Source organism: Rhizobium sp. J15 (assembly GCF_002531825.1).
Lineage (GTDB): Bacteria > Pseudomonadota > Alphaproteobacteria > Rhizobiales > Rhizobiaceae > Rhizobium.
Genome location: NZ_NWSX01000001.1, coordinates 101,374 through 116,510, shown reverse-complemented (window position 1 = coordinate 116,510; position 15,137 = coordinate 101,374). Strand labels below are relative to the sequence as shown.

The 15,137-nt window shown below is 59.6% G+C and carries 17 protein-coding genes and 1 pseudogene; 2 read left to right on the top strand and 16 right to left on the bottom strand.

The window, feature by feature from the left end; genetic code table 11:
• Positions 1 to 226: 226 nt before the first annotated feature.
• The 9 genes from CO670_RS00550 to CO670_RS00510 all read right to left on the bottom strand — a co-directional run bounded on the left by CO670_RS00550 (position 227) and on the right by CO670_RS00510 (position 9,801).
• Complete coding sequence (locus tag CO670_RS00550; protein ID WP_097588483.1) at positions 227 to 934, bottom strand: FadR/GntR family transcriptional regulator; 708 nt, start codon at positions 932 to 934, stop codon at positions 227 to 229.
• A 60-nt stretch (positions 935 to 994) separates the two neighbouring features.
• Positions 995 to 1,705, bottom strand: a complete 711-nt coding sequence (locus tag CO670_RS00545; protein WP_097588728.1) for an FCD domain-containing protein — start codon at positions 1,703 to 1,705, stop codon at positions 995 to 997.
• An 85-nt stretch (positions 1,706 to 1,790) separates the two neighbouring features.
• The gene (locus CO670_RS00540; RefSeq protein ID WP_097588482.1) at positions 1,791 to 2,612 is read right to left on the bottom strand and encodes a bifunctional allantoicase/(S)-ureidoglycine aminohydrolase; all 822 of its coding nucleotides are present in this window, start codon (positions 2,610 to 2,612) and stop codon (positions 1,791 to 1,793) included.
• 79 nt (positions 2,613 to 2,691) lie between these two features.
• The gene (locus CO670_RS00535) at positions 2,692 to 4,530 is read right to left on the bottom strand and encodes an ABC transporter ATP-binding protein (RefSeq protein ID WP_097588481.1); all 1,839 of its coding nucleotides are present in this window, start codon (positions 4,528 to 4,530) and stop codon (positions 2,692 to 2,694) included.
• An 18-nt stretch (positions 4,531 to 4,548) separates the two neighbouring features.
• Positions 4,549 to 5,745 carry an aminotransferase class V-fold PLP-dependent enzyme gene (locus tag CO670_RS00530; protein ID WP_097588480.1) on the bottom strand — a complete coding sequence of 399 codons (1,197 nt, stop codon included), beginning with the start codon at positions 5,743 to 5,745 and terminating at the stop codon, positions 4,549 to 4,551.
• Between the two features lie 71 nt (positions 5,746 to 5,816).
• Entirely contained in the window at positions 5,817 to 6,332 is a 516-nt protein-coding gene (locus tag CO670_RS00525; protein ID WP_097588479.1) for a RidA family protein, read from the bottom strand.
• Positions 6,333 to 6,380: 48 nt separating this feature from the next.
• Positions 6,381 to 7,250, bottom strand: a complete 870-nt coding sequence (locus CO670_RS00520) for an ABC transporter permease (protein WP_088683663.1) — start codon at positions 7,248 to 7,250, stop codon at positions 6,381 to 6,383.
• Positions 7,250 to 8,191: an ABC transporter permease gene (locus CO670_RS00515; RefSeq protein ID WP_176538841.1), complete on the bottom strand. Its 942-nt coding sequence runs from the start codon at positions 8,189 to 8,191 to the stop codon at positions 7,250 to 7,252. The genes CO670_RS00520 and CO670_RS00515 overlap by 1 nt, the downstream gene beginning before the upstream one ends.
• A gap of 83 nt (positions 8,192 to 8,274) precedes the next feature.
• The gene (locus CO670_RS00510) at positions 8,275 to 9,801 is read right to left on the bottom strand and encodes an ABC transporter substrate-binding protein (protein ID WP_097588478.1); all 1,527 of its coding nucleotides are present in this window, start codon (positions 9,799 to 9,801) and stop codon (positions 8,275 to 8,277) included.
• Positions 9,802 to 10,031: 230 nt separating this feature from the next.
• Here CO670_RS00510 and CO670_RS00505 point away from each other — a divergent pair, with 230 nt between their 5' ends.
• A complete protein-coding gene (locus tag CO670_RS00505; protein WP_097588477.1) occupies positions 10,032 to 10,616 on the top strand; it encodes a DUF1349 domain-containing protein in 585 nt (194 codons plus the stop codon).
• Between the two features lie 68 nt (positions 10,617 to 10,684).
• On the opposite strand, the gene CO670_RS00500 is transcribed toward CO670_RS00505, so the two are convergent.
• From CO670_RS00500 to CO670_RS00490, 3 genes are all read right to left on the bottom strand, one after another.
• A complete protein-coding gene (locus CO670_RS00500; RefSeq protein ID WP_097588476.1) occupies positions 10,685 to 10,999 on the bottom strand; it encodes a colicin in 315 nt (104 codons plus the stop codon).
• A 22-nt stretch (positions 11,000 to 11,021) separates the two neighbouring features.
• The gene (locus CO670_RS00495) at positions 11,022 to 11,273 is read right to left on the bottom strand and encodes a MafI family immunity protein (protein ID WP_097588475.1); all 252 of its coding nucleotides are present in this window, start codon (positions 11,271 to 11,273) and stop codon (positions 11,022 to 11,024) included.
• 166 nt (positions 11,274 to 11,439) lie between these two features.
• The gene (locus tag CO670_RS00490) at positions 11,440 to 12,378 is read right to left on the bottom strand and encodes a hypothetical protein (protein WP_245425722.1); all 939 of its coding nucleotides are present in this window, start codon (positions 12,376 to 12,378) and stop codon (positions 11,440 to 11,442) included.
• 20 nt (positions 12,379 to 12,398) lie between these two features.
• Between CO670_RS00490 and CO670_RS00485 the strand changes: the two are divergent.
• Positions 12,399 to 12,539, top strand: a pseudogene (locus CO670_RS00485) (DUF1349 domain-containing protein); the annotation flags it as partial.
• 64 nt (positions 12,540 to 12,603) lie between these two features.
• Here the strand turns inward: CO670_RS00485 and CO670_RS00480 are convergent.
• From CO670_RS00480 to CO670_RS00465, 4 genes are all read right to left on the bottom strand, one after another.
• Positions 12,604 to 13,068 (bottom strand): hypothetical protein, encoded by a 465-nt coding sequence (locus tag CO670_RS00480; RefSeq protein WP_097588474.1) that lies wholly within the window; start codon positions 13,066 to 13,068, stop codon positions 12,604 to 12,606.
• 140 nt (positions 13,069 to 13,208) lie between these two features.
• Positions 13,209 to 13,883: a hypothetical protein gene (locus CO670_RS00475; RefSeq protein WP_176538840.1), complete on the bottom strand. Its 675-nt coding sequence runs from the start codon at positions 13,881 to 13,883 to the stop codon at positions 13,209 to 13,211.
• A 9-nt stretch (positions 13,884 to 13,892) separates the two neighbouring features.
• The gene (locus CO670_RS00470; RefSeq protein ID WP_141502207.1) at positions 13,893 to 14,297 is read right to left on the bottom strand and encodes a hypothetical protein; all 405 of its coding nucleotides are present in this window, start codon (positions 14,295 to 14,297) and stop codon (positions 13,893 to 13,895) included.
• Positions 14,298 to 14,452: 155 nt separating this feature from the next.
• The gene (locus CO670_RS00465) at positions 14,453 to 15,109 is read right to left on the bottom strand and encodes a hypothetical protein (RefSeq protein WP_210202679.1); all 657 of its coding nucleotides are present in this window, start codon (positions 15,107 to 15,109) and stop codon (positions 14,453 to 14,455) included.
• Between the last annotated feature and the right edge of the window lie 28 nt (positions 15,110 to 15,137).

The window sequence follows — 15,137 nt, the reverse complement described above, 5'->3', positions numbered from 1 at the left end:
TCACAACATGTTAATCTGCCATGCGGTCTGACAGCTTTGGGAATAGATGGAAAGGCGCGCCTCCGTCAAGGGGCTTTCGTTCGATCATGTATACGGGAGCCAGGCAGCCCATCAGCAGTTGCTGACGCCTGGCCACGACAAGGCATCACGCGGCAACGATATGCGCGGAAACAAAAACCGAAGGGAAGGAGCGGATGAAAGATCGCGTGCAAGGCTTCGGGGAAGCTTATCGCGGTTCGGCTCCGATGATGCGATTGACCGCCGCCTCGACCTTTTTAAGATGGATTTCCATTGCGGCCCTCGCCTCGGCCTCCGACCCTTTCCGGATGGCTTCGACAATTGCTCGATGCTCTTCGTTCGACGCCTGACGCCGCGGCCCCAAGACGGTCAGCAGCCCGGATTGCTGCGCCATCGCCTCGCGAACGTCATCGACGATATCGCGGAAGACAGCGTTCTTCGATGCCTCCGCGATCAGCCCGTGAAAATCCGAATCCAGCCGCACCCAGGCCTCGGTATCTTCTTCCTGCTCCATCTTGTCGCAAAATTTCAGCAACCGCGACAGCTCGTCATCGTTTCGACGCAGCGCCGCCCAACCAGCGGCGGATACCTCGACGAAGGGACGCGCCTCCATCAGATCACGCGCGGAATAATCGCCGTAACGGATATCTCCATCGCCGGCGGTCGCGAGCACATATGTTCCGCTTCCCGTTCGCGTCTCCGTCAGCCCCAAAATCTGCAGCGAGCGCAGCGCTTCGCGCACGATCGGGCGGCTCACGCCATATTTTCCGGCGAGCTTGGCTTCTGACGGCAGCTTGGAACCGGCGGCAAACCGGCCGGAGAGAATGAGATTGCGCAACTCCTCGAAAACCAGTTCCGAGGCGCTTTTTCGACTGAGAATCGCGGAGTCGGAAAGCCAGCTTTCTAGATCGTTCATCGCATTGCATTCGATCGGCAGCGCCCCGGATGTCCGGGCGCCAAATTTGAAATCATACCTTCAGTGCGATTCATTTTTATCGCCAATCCCGATAATGGAGCGCTTTACCTCCAGCAGGTGCTCCGCCATGGCGGCACGCGCCTCCTCCTCCCTGCCCGCGGCAACGGCCTCCAGAATACGGCGATGTTCGGCGTTGGAGGCTTTGCGCCGTCCGCGAACATGCTCCACCAGTTCCGATTGCGTCGAAAGCGCGCCGCGAACATCGGCGACAACCTTCCTGAAGATCGCATTGCCTGAGGCTTCGGCAATCTCTCCATGAAACTCAGCGTCCATCCGCACCCATTTCTGGACGTCGTCCTCCTCATCCATCCGGTCGCACAAGGATGAGAGCGAAGCCAGCTGCTCGTCCGAGCGCCGCAGGGCCGCCCAACCCGCAGCCGGGATCTCGATGCAGGGACGCGCTTCCATGAGATCACGGGCAGAATAGGCGCCGCCGCCGAGCTGCCGCGCCGGGCTTTCCGAAACGACGAAGGTGCCGCGGCCGGTTCTGGTCTGCGTGAATCCCAGCGTCTGAAGCGAGCGGAGCGCTTCACGCACGATCGCCCGGCTGATGCCGTACCGTTCGGCGAGTTGCACCTCCGAGGGAAGACGGATCCCGAGCGCCAACTTCCGATCCACGATGGCCGTGCGGATATCTTCGAAGACCGCTTCGGCAGCGTTTCTCCGGCTTATTTCCTTCTTTTCCGACAGCCATGAATCCATATCCCGCATCGAAGGACGATGCGGGCAATCGGCAGAGCTGTCAAGCAACCGGACAGGCTCTTCGGCAGCGTACCCGTCGCATCCGGCGCGGGGCCTACCAGAGCTTCATGTGGCGGTTGACGTCCTTGTAGAGCAGGTAGCGGAAGCGGCCGGGCCCGCCGGCATAACAGGCCTGCGGGCAGAATGCGCGCAGCCACATGAAGTCGCCGGCCTCGACCTCGACCCAATCCTGGTTCAGGCGATAGACGGCCTTGCCTTCCAGCACATAGAGACCGTGCTCCATGACATGGGTTTCCATGAAGGGGATCACCGCACCCGGCTCCAGGGTCACGATGTTGACATGCATGTCGTAGCGCACATCGGCCGGATCGATGAAGCGGGTCGTGCCCCACCGCCCGTCGGTGTCGGGCATGGCGCGGATCGGATGGTCGTCCTCATGGGTGACAATCGCCGGCGGCGGCTCCAGCCCCTCGACCTCCTGAAAGGCTTTTCTGACCCAGTGAAAGATCGCCGCGGCCGAGCTGTCGTTTTTCACGCGCCATGCAGAACCGGCGGGAATATAGACGAAGGAGCCGGTCCGCAGCGCGTGGCTGACGCCTTCGAGCTCCACCGTCATGCCGCCTTCGACGACGAACAGCACGGCTTCCGCCCGCTTCTCGGGCTCCGGCCGATCGCTGCCGCCGCCCGGCTGAACTTCCATGATATATTGCGAAAAGGTTTCGGAGAAACCGGAAAGCGGACGCGAAAGAACCCATGCCCGCGTTCCCGTCCAATGCGGAAGCAGGCTGGTGACGATATCGCTCATGACACCGCGGGGGATGACCGCGTAAGCCGTGGTGAAAACGGCCCGGCCGGAAAGCAGCTGAGTCTGCGGCGGCAGGCCGCCGAGCTTCGAAAAATACTCTGTCTTGTTCATTGGTGCAGCTTTCCAGGCAGGTGTCTCTGCATCTGCTTTATGCGCCGCCGGCCCGTTAGGCAACTGCCAACGGCTTTCGCTACCGGCCAGCCATCACCAGATGGCCCGGACCCACCTCGCGATAGGAGGCGCTCGGCGGTTGATAGTCGACTGATCGCATCGGGCTCTTGATCTCGTCATTCGCCACCATGCGCTTTTCATGGCGGCGGTCCGGATCGGGCACAGGCACGGCCGAAATCAGCTTCTTCGTGTAGGGATGCTGCGGATTTTCGAAGACCGCGGCGCGCGGGCCGATCTCGACGATCTCGCCGAGATACATCACCGCCACCCGGTGGCTGACGCGTTCGACCACCGCCATGTCATGCGAAATGAACAGGAAAGCGAGATTGAGGCTCTGCTGCAGGTCGAGCATCAGGTTGATGACCTGCGCCTTGATCGAAACATCGAGCGCCGAAACGCTCTCATCGGCGACGATGACCTTCGGCTGCAGGGCAAGCGCCCGGGCGATGCAGATGCGCTGGCGCTGGCCGCCGGAAAATTCATGCGGATAGCGCGAAGCCATATCGGGGGAGAGGCCGACCTTCACCAGCAGGTCGGCAACGACCTCCCTCGCCTGTTTCGCATTACCCATGCCGTGTTCGAGATAGGGTTCGGCGATCGACGCCCCGACCGTCATGCGCGGATTGAGGCTGGCAAAGGGATCCTGGAAGATCATCTGCACGGATTTGCGCATCTCGCGCAGATCCTTCCTGTCGAGGAGGCCGAGCACTTCCCTGCCCTCGACCAGAACGGAACCCGCCTGCGGCTCGATGAGACGCATGATGGCGCGCCCCGTCGTCGATTTGCCGCAGCCGGATTCGCCGACGAGCGACAGCGTCTCGCCGGCATGAAGATCGAAGGAGACGTTTTCGACCGCATGCACCCGGCTGGTCAGCCTGTTGAAGAGGCCGGAATGAATGTCGAAACGCTTGGTCAGGTTCTTCACCTGCAGCACCGGCTTCGCCGCGACCGTATCGGCAGCCTCGGCGGGAATGTCCGATTCGCCTGTCGCCGTATTGACGACCGGAAAACGCAGCGGCCGCTGCCGGCCCTGCATCGAGCCGAGCACGGGCACGGCTGATAGCAGCGCCCTGGTATAGGGATGTTTGCCGCGGTGGAAGATATCGGCCGTGGCGCCGCTTTCGACCTGTTCGCCGCGATACATCACCACCGTCCTGTCGGCGATCTCGGCGACGACGCCCATGTCGTGGGTGATGAAGAGAACGGAGGTCCCCTCCTCGTCCTGCAGCATCTTGATGAGATCGAGGATCTGGCCCTGGATTGTCACGTCGAGCGCCGTCGTCGGCTCGTCGGCGATCAAAAGCTTCGGCCGGCTGGCAAGCGCCATGGCGATCATCACCCGCTGGCGCATGCCGCCGGAAAAGCGATGCGGATATTCGTCGAAGCGCGAGGCGGCAGAGGGGATGCGGACCTTCTCCAAGAGCCTGATCGTCTCGGCCCGGGCATCGGCCTTGCTCATAGCGGAATGGCAAAGCAGCGCTTCGGAAATCTGATCGCCGATGGTGAAGAGCGGATTGAGCGAGGTCATCGGCTCCTGGAAGATCATCGCCACCTCATTGCCGCGCACCTGCCGCATGGCATGTTCCGGCAAGGCCAGGAGATCGCGGCCGCCGAGCATGACGCGGCCCTCGATGCGGCTGACGTCCGCCTGCAGCAGCCGCATGATCGACAGCGAGGTGACGCTCTTGCCCGAGCCGGATTCGCCGACGATCGCCACCGTCTCGCCGGGCGCGACGGTGAAGGAGACGTTGCGCACCACGGGTTTCCAAGCGCCGTCGACCCGAAAGGAAGTCGTCAGCCCCTCAACGGAAAGAACGGGGGTGGCTGTCTCGATCAACTGCGCTTGGACCTTCGCCATGTCGGCTCCTCCTACGGCTCAATCCGGCCAGCGCAGCAAGCCGTCGAAGCGGTGCCGGCTGCGGTTTTCGATCGGCGTTGCGATGATCTCGTTGGAGGCACGCGCCTTGTCGAGTTCCTCGGCCAGGCGGTTCGCGACGATGATTTCCTGGCCCGGATGCAGGTTGCACGGGTCGAGATAGAAATAGCGGTGCTCGACCTCGTGATCGCGCACGATGATCGGCGGGCTGCCCTTGGCCAGCGCATCGGCCAGATCCCAGGCGGTGATATGGGCCTGCTCGGCATCGACGATAAGGCGCAGCCGGTCGAGCGGATTGTTGGTGGGATCGGGCTCGATCAGCGCGGTAACGCCAGGACGACCGTCGAGCGTACGCTTCCACAGATTGAGATAGCCGGTCTCGCGCTCGCGGATGCCGGCATGATCGCGTTTTTCCCAGGCCTCGAGCGCCGCCATGACGCCGAAGATGCTCTCCTTGCCGACCTTCATGCCGCGGCCGATGCCCATGTTCTGCAGGAAGGCGTGACGCACCAGCTCTTTCCGGCCGGCGACGATGCCCGAGGTCGGGCCGCCGAGGAACTTGTGGCCGGAATAGAGCGCGATATCGGCGCCCTGCTCCAGGAAAATCCTGAGCTCGTATTCCGAGGCCGCATCAACGATGACAGGCACGCCCCTGGCATGGGCGATCTCAACGAATTCCTTGAGATTCAGCAGGCCGTAATCGACGACATGGTGGGAGACGACATAGACGGCGGCGGCAGTCTTCTCGGTGATTGCCTTTTCCATGTGGAAGCGGTGCGTCGAGGTCGCCTGGCCGATCAGCACGACCTTGCCGCCGGCCAGCCGGATCGCCTGGTCGACGGGTGCGCCATAGCTCACCACATGGCCCATCTGTACCAGCACCTCGTTCTTCTCGGACACGGCATCCGGCAGCTTCTCGATCGCCAGCAGATTGTCGCCGGTGATCGCGCCGGCGACGGCGAGCGAAATACCGGCAGAGCAGGAGGCGGTGACGAAGCCCGCCTCACCACCGGTCAGCCGGGCGATGACTGCACTTGCCTTGCGCTGCAGGTCGTTGATCTCGACGAAGTGCGGCAGGATCGACGCCATCGCCTCGATCGCTTCCGGCACGACGATCGACGCGCCAAGACTGGTCATCGTGCCCGATACGTTGATGACGGGGCGGAGGCCGATCGATGGTCTCATATCAGTGGACATGAAGTTCTCCAGAATTCTGGGTCGGGGAGCAGGATATGGGGAAACGCTGCTCCCAAGTATGAAAATTCCCGTCAGCCATGCAAGGCGACGATCGCCTCGATCTCGACGGTGATGTTGCCCGGCAGCGAGCCGAAGCCCACCGCCGAACGGGCGTGTTCGCCGGCCGGCCCGAAGACTTCGATCAGCAGATCCGAGCAGCCGTTGATGACGCTCGGATGATCCTCGAAGTCAGGCACGGCATTGACCATGCCGAGCAGCTTGACCACCCGCTTGACCCGGGAAAGATCACCCAGTGCATCATGCATGACCGACAGCAGGTTGATGCCGGTCAGCCGGGCATGGCCGTAAGCTTCATCGACACCGACGCCGCCCGCGCCGACCTTGCCGGCATGCAGGAAGCCATCGGCCTCGCGCGGTCCCTGGCCGGAGAGATAGAGCATGTTGCCTTCCAGCACATGTGTCACGAAATTGGCGATCGGCGGCGGCGGCGGCGGAAGCGTAATACCGAGAGCTGAAAGCCGTTCGTAAGGCGAGTTCTCGACCTTGCCGGCGGCGGTGGGAAACTGATTCACGCAAACTCCTGTCATGCAATTTTGATCTGGCGAATTGGAGACGACCGGCAGTCGGCCGGCGGATTAAAGGTCCTTGCGAAGTCTAGGATCGAGCATGTCCCTGAGGCCGTCGCCGACCATCTGCAGCGACAACACGGAGAGAATGATCGCAACGCCCGGAAACAGCGTCATCCAGTCGGCCTGGCCGATATATTGCCGGCCGGCGGCGATCATCGTTCCCCAGGTCGGAATCTCGGGGCTGACGCCGAGGCCGAGGAAAGACAGCCCGGCTTCGGCGAGCATGGCGCTGGCGAAGAGGAATGTGCCCTGCACCAGGATCGGCGACAGCAGATTGCGCAGCACATGCCGCGTCATGATGTGGAAGGTCGAAATCCCGAGCGCCCTCGCCGCCTCGACATAGGGCAGCTCGCGAATGACGAGCGTCGAGGCGCGCACGATGCGGGCAAGGCGCGGCGCATAGACGATCGACAGCGCGATGATGACGGTCGTCAGCGACGGACCGAGGGCGGCGACGAGCGCGATCGCCAGCAGAATATCGGGAAATGCCATCATCGCATCGATCAGCCGGGCGATCGGCGTATCGAGCTTCTGGAAGAAGCCGGCAAGCAGGCCGAGGGTGACGCCGATCAGCGCCGAAAGAGCGACGACCGCGGCACCGACCAGCAGCGACAGACGCCCGGCGAAGATCGTTCGCGAGAAGACGTCGCGGCCGAATTCGTCCGTGCCGAAGAAGAAAATCTCGCTCGGCGGCTTCAGCCGGTTGACAATGGAAAGCTTGGACGGGGAATACGGCGCCACGACAGGCGCGAAGGCCGCGAGCAGCACGAAAATCGTCAGGATCAGCAGGCCGAAGGCAACCGTCTTGCGCTTCAGCAGGCGCCTGGCGAATTTGCTGCCTTCGCTTTCGACGGGCTTGATTGCGATATCGGCCATCAGTAGCGCACCCTCGGATCGACCAGCAGGTAGAGCATGTCGATCGCAAAATTGATCAGCACGTAAAGGGCGGCGATGACGAGCAGCGCGCCCTGGATGACGGGATAGTCGCGGCGCAGAACCGCCGAAACGACGAGATTGCCGACACCCGGCAGGCCGAAGACGGTTTCGGTGACGACCGCGCCCGAAATCAGCACCGCCGCCGTCAGGCCAATGACCGTCAGGATCGGGATCAGCGCATTCTTCAGCGCGTGCTTGAGGATGACCTTGCGTTCGACCAGCCCCTTGGCGCGCGCCGTGCGGATATAATCGTCGCCGAGCACATCGAGCATAGAGGCGCGGGTGAAGCGCAGTATCAGCGCCGAAGAGACGATGCCGAGCGCGAAGGCCGGCAGCGTCAGATGATACATGCGGTCCGCGAAGGTCGAGCCCGGGCCGCCATAGCCCGAGACCGGGAAAAGGTTGAGCCGGACGGCGAAGAACTGCATTAGGATGAGGCCGAGCCAGAAGCTCGGAATGCTGGCGGCGAACATGGCGAGCGTCGTTGCCGCCTGGTCGACGAAGGAGCCGCGCCGATAGGCGGCATAGATGCCGATCGGCAGCGCAATGACGCTGGCGATGGCGAGCGAAAACAGCGTCAGGAAGAAGGTCGGCTCGGCGCGGTCGAGCAGCGCCGACGTGACCGGCATATTGAGAAAGATCGACTGGCCGAGATCGCCCCTCAGCAGCTGGCCGATATAATAGACATATTGCAGGCCGAGCGACTGATCGAGGCCGAGCCTGCTTCTCAGATCGGCAATATCCTGCGGCGTCGCATCCGGCCCGAGCATGACGGCAGCCGGATCACCCGGGGTCACGCGCACGATGACGAAGACGATCGTGACGACGAGAAACATCACGACGATCATGCCAAACAGGCGCTGGAGGATGTAGCGGATCATGAATGCTGGCCTTCAAGCCTTTGCGGATGCGGCAGAAAAGAAGACCGGCACCGGCCGCGAGGGACCGGCACCGGCGGTGGTGCTTACTTCTTGATCGAAGCGTTCCAGAAATACGGCCACGGAGCCGGATCGACACCTTCGAGCTTGACCGATTTCGCCGAGACGGCATTGAAATCGCCGATCTTCATGAAGGGCGCGTCGGCATAGATCGCCTTCTGAACATCGGCCCAGAGCGCGACGCGCTTCTTCGGATCGACCTCGGAGGTGAAGGCATCGACGGCAGCCTTGCGGGCCGGCGTATCCCACCAGCCGGGCGAGCTCGTCGAGAGCGAACCGATCAGCGCCGGTTCCGGCAGGAAGGGGCTGTGGGTGATGTAGATATCCCAGAGCTTCGGATCGGTGCGGCGCTGCGTCAGCGTCGCCCAGTCGACCACCTGCATATCGACGGTGAAGCCGGCAAGCTTCAGATATTCGGCGGCGACCTGCGCCATCTTGTAATGGAACTCATACTGGCGGCTGGTCAGGATGCGGATTGGCTCGCCATTATAGCCGGCCTTCTTGGCGGCAGCGGCCGCCCCTTCCGGATCGGCGACATTATAGGCGCCTTCGACGCCGGCATCCGTCGACCAGGCAAAGGTCTTCGGATAGATCGAGCCATCGAGCGCATAGAAATCCGTGCCACCGAAAGCTGCGGCCAGCATGTCTTCCATGCTGAGCGCCTGGCGGATCGCTTTGCGAACCTCGATATTCGCAGCAGCGCCTTCCTTCGTGTTGAAGACGAAGACCGGATAGCCGAAGGGCTTCAGCATGATCGGCTGCGAGGCGGTCGAAGCCTTCAGCTTGTCGTAGGATTCGACCGGGATCGAGTCGACATAATCATACTGGCCGGAAACGGCGGCCTCGACGCGGGTATTCGGATCCGGCACCGGCACGAAGCGGATTTCATCGAGATATTGATGGCGAGCGCCGCCATAACCATCGCCCTCGCCTTCGCGTGACTTGTAGCCGTCGAAGCGGACGAGCTGGATATACTGGTCGGCCTTGCGCTCCTTCAGCATATAGGGGCCGGTGCCGATGAACTCCTTCATCGGCTCGTCCTGCTTTTCCGAGGGAATGATGATCGCGGCCGAATTGTTGAAGGCGAGCAGCGAGGTCAGGGGCGCATAGGGCTGCTTCAGCGTAATCGTCACAGTCGCCGGATCGGTCGCCGCGATCTTGTCGATGAAGCCGGCCACCTGCTTGCCGCGCGAGGCGATCTTCATCCAGCGGTTCAGCGAGGCGACGACATCCTCCGAGGTCATGTCGCTATTGTCGTGGAACTTGATGCCGGTCCGGAGCTTGATCGTATAGGTTTTGCCGTCGGCGCTGATCTCGGGCAGGCTTTCGGCCAGAAGCGGCGTGACGCTCCAGCTCTTGTCGAAAGTATAGAGCGTTTCGAAAATATGCTGCGTGACGATGCCGACGAGATCGGCCGTCGACGACATCGGATCGAGCGTCGGCGGCTCGCCGATCGTCGCAACATTGATGACGCCGCCCTTTTCCTGGGCAAAGAGGGTCGAAGGCAGGGCGACGAGCGCAGTGCCGAGCAGGAATGCGACAAGCGTTTTCATATGAGGGCTCCCGGTTAAGTTCCACAATTATGTAATTCATCTTTTTACAACAGAATAAGAGATGAAGTGATCGTGTCAAGCGGAGGCCGCGGATTATATCGTGAGACGAAGGCCGGAACGGCGGAGACAACGCCGCACCGTCGGCCGCGGCTAGCCGTCTGCGAGAAGGTTGCGCATTATGCGGGCGCGAAGAATCGGCAGCGGCAGAGCTTCAACAAAGCGAGGATGGAATGCGCATCGATTTCAACCACGGAACATGGCTGAACGAACCAGAAAGCTGGCAGGCCGACGCAACCGGCCTGACGCTGACAACAGGCGACAAGACCGACTTCTGGCGGGATACCTATTACGGCTTCACCCGCGACAGCGGCCACTTCCTCGCCTTCCCCACCGCAGACAGCTTCACCGCCCAGATCCGCGTGCAAGGCGAATTCCGCACCCTCTACGACCAGGCCGGCCTGATGGTGCGCCTCGACGAAAACCGCTGGGTCAAAACAGGCGTCGAATTCACCGACGGCGAAGCCTTCCTCAGCACCGTCGTCACCAACGGCCAATCCGACTGGTCGGTGTCGCAACCCTTCAAGGAACTCGAGGACTTCCACATCCGCGTCACCCTGGCGGCCGGCGCCCTGCGCATCCAGGCTTCGCACGACGGGAGCTTCTGGCCGCTCTTGCGGCTAGCGCCCTTCCCAACCGCCGACAGATACCAGGTCGGGCCCACCGCCTGTACGCCGGAGCGGAGTGGATTAACGGTGCGGTTTTCGGAATTTTCGATCGGGCCGGCGATTACGACGGATCTGCATGATTTGAGTTGAGGAACGCTGTGACGCATTCAAGCGCCTCATGCCGACTGCACCACCTGGAACAGGAGACACAGCCATCCTCACTCGGGCATGTCGTATTCTCGACGGCAATATACAAATCCAGACAATGCGTCTAAATCTTTGAAAAGCCGCGTTGCGTAGGAACATTCCGTATCGATACGTTCGATCAGTTCCGGTCCGGCAGAGGCGAAAACGTTTGTGGATAATACTTCCGCGCTTTCGATATCAAACTCAGTTGGCTCACGCTCAAGGTAATATCTTATGAGAAGAGCCTTTTCATCGAATTCGACGGCGATGGCCCTAATCGCTGGGTAAATCTCTCCCAGTAGATTTCGCCAGATATTGAGGACAAGCCAGTTTGGAAGTTTGTTCACTGTTGTCGCCCTTGCACTGAGCTCACGAATTCGAATGCCCGAGGAAGTGCCATGTATCCTCCTCCAGGTTCATTTCCTCGGCTAGCTCCCGAATGGTGATCAGTTCCCCTGGAGCCGGCACCACGTCATGCTCATACAATTGCGTGCATAGATTTTCCAATGCGACTGCGCACTCATTGTGCTTCGCAAGGGATATGTATTCGCCGATATATTCCTCGGGCAGGCGTCCGCTGAAATCACCTATGAGCTTGATCAGCTGTTTCTCAACTTCCATACGCACCTCATGGGGCTTGAGCGCTAAATCTATGAAATAATCCGAGCAACTCACCTATCCATGAGGAATTCGGCATTGCACGAAACACAAACCGTTTACCGGCTGTCCACCCACTCAACTTTCATCCGGTAACGAGTATCTCGGCTTTTTTGAACCGCCTGCTCCATCAATAATGGAGTGCAGTGCGCGTGGGAGCTACAGCGGTAAAGCGTGCGTCGCTGAAATCATACAGGCGCTGAAAGGCATCTTCGCGCTTGTCGGCATAATATCGGAATTGGCTTTTCGACAATCGGTAGATGCAACCACCCCGGGCGAACACAAGGTCGCCGCCGTCCCAATCCGCCCAATCGCTCTCAGGGAGATCGATGAGCAGGGTTCCGTCGCGATCAATCACGCGATAATCGAGGCCGTACCACGCCTTTTGCCTACGACCGATCGCGTGGAGGATCATCTGCAGCCGCCGACCGTTAGAACCGACCTTTTCCTCAACGTGCGGCTGACTAAAGCGAAAAATCGCAGTCGCATCCAAACCGCAGTACTGCTCTTCACCACTCTCGATCACCCGCCAACCATCGCGCTCGCGCAGGAGGCCATTGATGGGTTCGTCCTCACCGCGGCCCGGCCTGTTCCCGCACGGCTTGACATGCATTCCCGGCCTTAGCCGGAATCCATCGGCGAGTTTGAAGCTGGCCTCCCACTCTGGGGAATGATTCAAAAGCAGTGTTTCTTCATCCTCGAAAATACCGCCGCCGCCCCAGGCGTCTCCTTTCGGCCAAAGGGCCAAAGCTGTGAAGAAAGGAGGCTTTGATATTGCTGTCCAGCTTCCGTATGGCGCGCGGTTTGTCGCCGCGAAATAGACGAGCAGTCGGCCGGACGGTGAAAGATCGCAGCGTCGCTCGTAGATGCGTCCTTTGAACCATTGCCCATGTTCAAAAGTATCGTTGCGCAGGTCCCAACGAATTAGCTGCACCTGTTTGCTCGGTCCGCGACGGAATATGACACCCGTTCTCGCTCCCCGCGCGAGGATCGCATATAGCCGCGTTGCGGGCAGTTTATTCTTCTGAGGACCCTCGCTTGAGGCGGGGTTGCATTCTTCAATGGTCAATTAGATCGCTTCCTTGAGCTAGACTAGCGCCCTTCCCGGTTGCCGGCGGTTACCAGGTCGGGCCTATGGCATGCACGCAGGAGCGGAGCGGTTTGATGGTGCGGTTTTCTGAGTTTTCGATTGGGCCGGCGATTACGACGGGGCTTCATGATTTAACGTGAGGGGTCCGGAATGCGGTTAAGTTGCACTCAGAGGCACCAACAATAATAATCCGGCAACGGCAAACTATAAATCATGAGTCTCCGCTCGATAACCCTTCTCAATTCGTTCAACCAGCAAGGGTGCACTGATGATACCGTGGACCGGATATCTCTTTTCCTGATCAGAAAGGCCTCGACTCAGCATCATTTCGGTTTCGCCATTCCATAACCACCAGGGCCCCCGCCGCCCACCCCTATCCCGCGCACTGGTCCGAAAGATGGGAAAGACGGAATTTGCATCAGTGACGCTACTGTTTCCGACATTTGCCACTAAGCCTTCGTCAACTGCTTTTTGGACAGGAAAAAAGGTAGAAAACAACACCGGAGAGGCAACCACTTCGCTAAAATTATCAAGACTGTCGGCGTAAAAGCCATCAAACACACGGAGCAGGTGCCCATAGCGCACATGCTTATGAGTGACCTGGGCGTAGGAAACTCCCTTCGACGTTAAAATTTGTACGACGTCGCCGATTTTTGTGCGCTTAAACATGAAGAATCCGCCATCTTTCTTATCCGAAGCCGCAGAGGTGAGGCTCTATCTCTAGCGACGAGGGGCATGATCAAGCACCGCGACAATGCGGCATTCTATCGCCCCTCCCGCAAAAGCCCCCAACACTGTCTTTCCGATATTCACGGGCTGAATTTTGTGAAAGTAATCGAAGGATAGACATCCGGCATGACGCTCCTCATAAGTTCGCGTTCGGCAGGTGTGGCTTCCGATCCCACCACGCGTGGGTTGCTGCGCGTTCCTGCGAGACGGATGTACCCAGCGTCAATAATCTTCCCCTCGCCAATCGTAATGGCACCATCACCCTCAAATGGGTGGACGTAGCTGAATGCTCTGCCGAAGAGTCCGTCCTCGTCACCTCCCGCTTCGATGGTGATATCTCCGTAGCTGCAGTTCGCGTAGGTGATGACGTAGCGACCGGGGGCGACGGGCACGAACCATCTCGCATACTTTTGTGCGGTCGCGGAGAACAACTGACCGAGGACCAGTTTGTTTGGGTTTTGCAAGCGATACGCAACCGCGGAACCGACAGAGATAGGTGGCTCTGTCTCGTCTGGTTTTCCCGCATCAACCCTGCGCAGAGTGATGTAACCGCCACAATTCACATCGCCCAACAGCGGTGAGTCCACCATTCGAACAAGAAGGAGCGAGCCCTTTTTGTTCTTGTTTGCCAAGATTTGTGAAGACCCTTCATGTTGCTGGGCAGCAATTTTGGCCGGTTCCGGGGTCCCGGCGCATCCCGCCAAGAGGCCCGCCATTAAGCCGAATCCGACCGCGGCAACGAATTTTGCATTCATTCTGAAATCCTATTCAATGTAAAACGAGCCGTCGTAAAGGAACATCAGCAAAGGTGAGAAAATATTCGAGAACTCGTTGGGTTCCATTCTCATGGCATCGAGGATTGTAATCCCACGTGCCTCTGCGGCTTTCTCAAGATAATTGATGACATCGGTGAGCGCGACCGGAAGCTGTGGACTCACGGCCGCCCCATGAAGATGTCGCGCAAGTGCTTTAGCGTCGTCGTCCGACACGGCCTGGCCGTCATTTGTATCGTATGCACCGCCCCATTCGCCGGGACCAATCCAGCCGACCGGGGCTATCGTGCCCGCCGGCGACCATCCAAAGGTTTCGGCGAGCGTCAGCATTACGGTCCAATGACGTGTGGTCAGCTTGATTGTTTTTCCTGCCTGATTTCTCAGATTTATAGCCATTTAAAGAAAACCTGTTGATCTATCATTCGCTAAACGAAATCCGGGCGTGGTACATTAGGCATGTTGTCGTAGGCCTTTATGATGGTCTCCAATGGAGTGAGCGCCTGGTCACGATCCCAATAGACAATCTTCAACCAAGTGGCTGCGCGTAGATATTAGCCGCCGCCCAACCAGATTTGTTCAAGATTGGCTTGCAACATACGGCGTCCGGCTTCGAACAACTCATCCTCGCCAAACCGGCCGCGGGCGCGATGTAGGCAGAGAGCGTAGCCGAACTCACGTGGTTTCAGCGCCTTCTTCAAAGAAAGAGGTTTTTCGCCGATCCAGTGCTCGTACATGTCGATGCCAGCCTCATGCGCACCACCCCGGTAAGCGAAGGCCATATAATCGTCCAATCCCGATTTGATGATCTCGTTTCGCGGCCAGGGACGAGCTTCAAAGCGCCAAGCAGATTCCGCATGAACGCGGGCCTGATTCCAATGGCCTTCGTCATTCGACCCGTTCTCCAACCAGGTTCCGATGGCACAGGCCCAATGCAAAAGCGTGCGATGGAGATCCTGATTTGCACCTAGCTTCTCGTCATGGGCAAGTGCATTATCCAGCCAACGATTTGCTCTATGAACAATCGTGTCGCTTTCGGAGCGAAAGCCGACCAGCTGAAGTTCAATTGCAAAATTCAAGTGCGATCGAGCGACGTTTCCCATGGGAAGCTTGTTGTCATATTCGGCGCCTAAGTAAAACCTAAGCATGGCCCCATCATTGCGGAGAAGATTTGCTTGAAGCAACTCTGGATCCAATGCTGATTGCTTCATGATGGCCTCCTTCAACATGGGCGCCACC

Bases quoted from the DNA above. Each gene is read 5' to 3' on its own strand.
- CO670_RS00545 (WP_097588728.1), bottom strand. From the start codon at position 1,705: ATGCGGGATATGGATTCATGGCTGTCGGAAAAGAAGGAAATAAGCCGG.
- CO670_RS00480 (WP_097588474.1), bottom strand. From the start codon at position 13,068: ATGTTTAAGCGCACAAAAATCGGCGACGTCGTACAAATTTTAACGTCG.
- CO670_RS00550 (WP_097588483.1), bottom strand. From the start codon at position 934: ATGAACGATCTAGAAAGCTGGCTTTCCGACTCCGCGATTCTCAGTCGA.
- CO670_RS00515 (WP_176538841.1), bottom strand. From the start codon at position 8,191: ATGATCCGCTACATCCTCCAGCGCCTGTTTGGCATGATCGTCGTGATG.
- CO670_RS00535 (WP_097588481.1), bottom strand. From the start codon at position 4,530: ATGGCGAAGGTCCAAGCGCAGTTGATCGAGACAGCCACCCCCGTTCTT.
- CO670_RS00475 (WP_176538840.1), bottom strand. From the start codon at position 13,883: ATGAATGCAAAATTCGTTGCCGCGGTCGGATTCGGCTTAATGGCGGGC.
- CO670_RS00530 (WP_097588480.1), bottom strand. From the start codon at position 5,745: ATGTCCACTGATATGAGACCATCGATCGGCCTCCGCCCCGTCATCAAC.
- CO670_RS00505 (WP_097588477.1), top strand. From the start codon at position 10,032: ATGCGCATCGATTTCAACCACGGAACATGGCTGAACGAACCAGAAAGC.
- CO670_RS00540 (WP_097588482.1), bottom strand. From the start codon at position 2,612: ATGAACAAGACAGAGTATTTTTCGAAGCTCGGCGGCCTGCCGCCGCAG.
- CO670_RS00470 (WP_141502207.1), bottom strand. From the start codon at position 14,297: ATGGCTATAAATCTGAGAAATCAGGCAGGAAAAACAATCAAGCTGACC.
- CO670_RS00520 (WP_088683663.1), bottom strand. From the start codon at position 7,250: ATGGCCGATATCGCAATCAAGCCCGTCGAAAGCGAAGGCAGCAAATTC.
- CO670_RS00525 (WP_097588479.1), bottom strand. From the start codon at position 6,332: ATGACAGGAGTTTGCGTGAATCAGTTTCCCACCGCCGCCGGCAAGGTC.
- CO670_RS00510 (WP_097588478.1), bottom strand. From the start codon at position 9,801: ATGAAAACGCTTGTCGCATTCCTGCTCGGCACTGCGCTCGTCGCCCTG.
- CO670_RS00465 (WP_210202679.1), bottom strand. From the start codon at position 15,109: ATGAAGCAATCAGCATTGGATCCAGAGTTGCTTCAAGCAAATCTTCTC.
- CO670_RS00495 (WP_097588475.1), bottom strand. From the start codon at position 11,273: ATGGAAGTTGAGAAACAGCTGATCAAGCTCATAGGTGATTTCAGCGGA.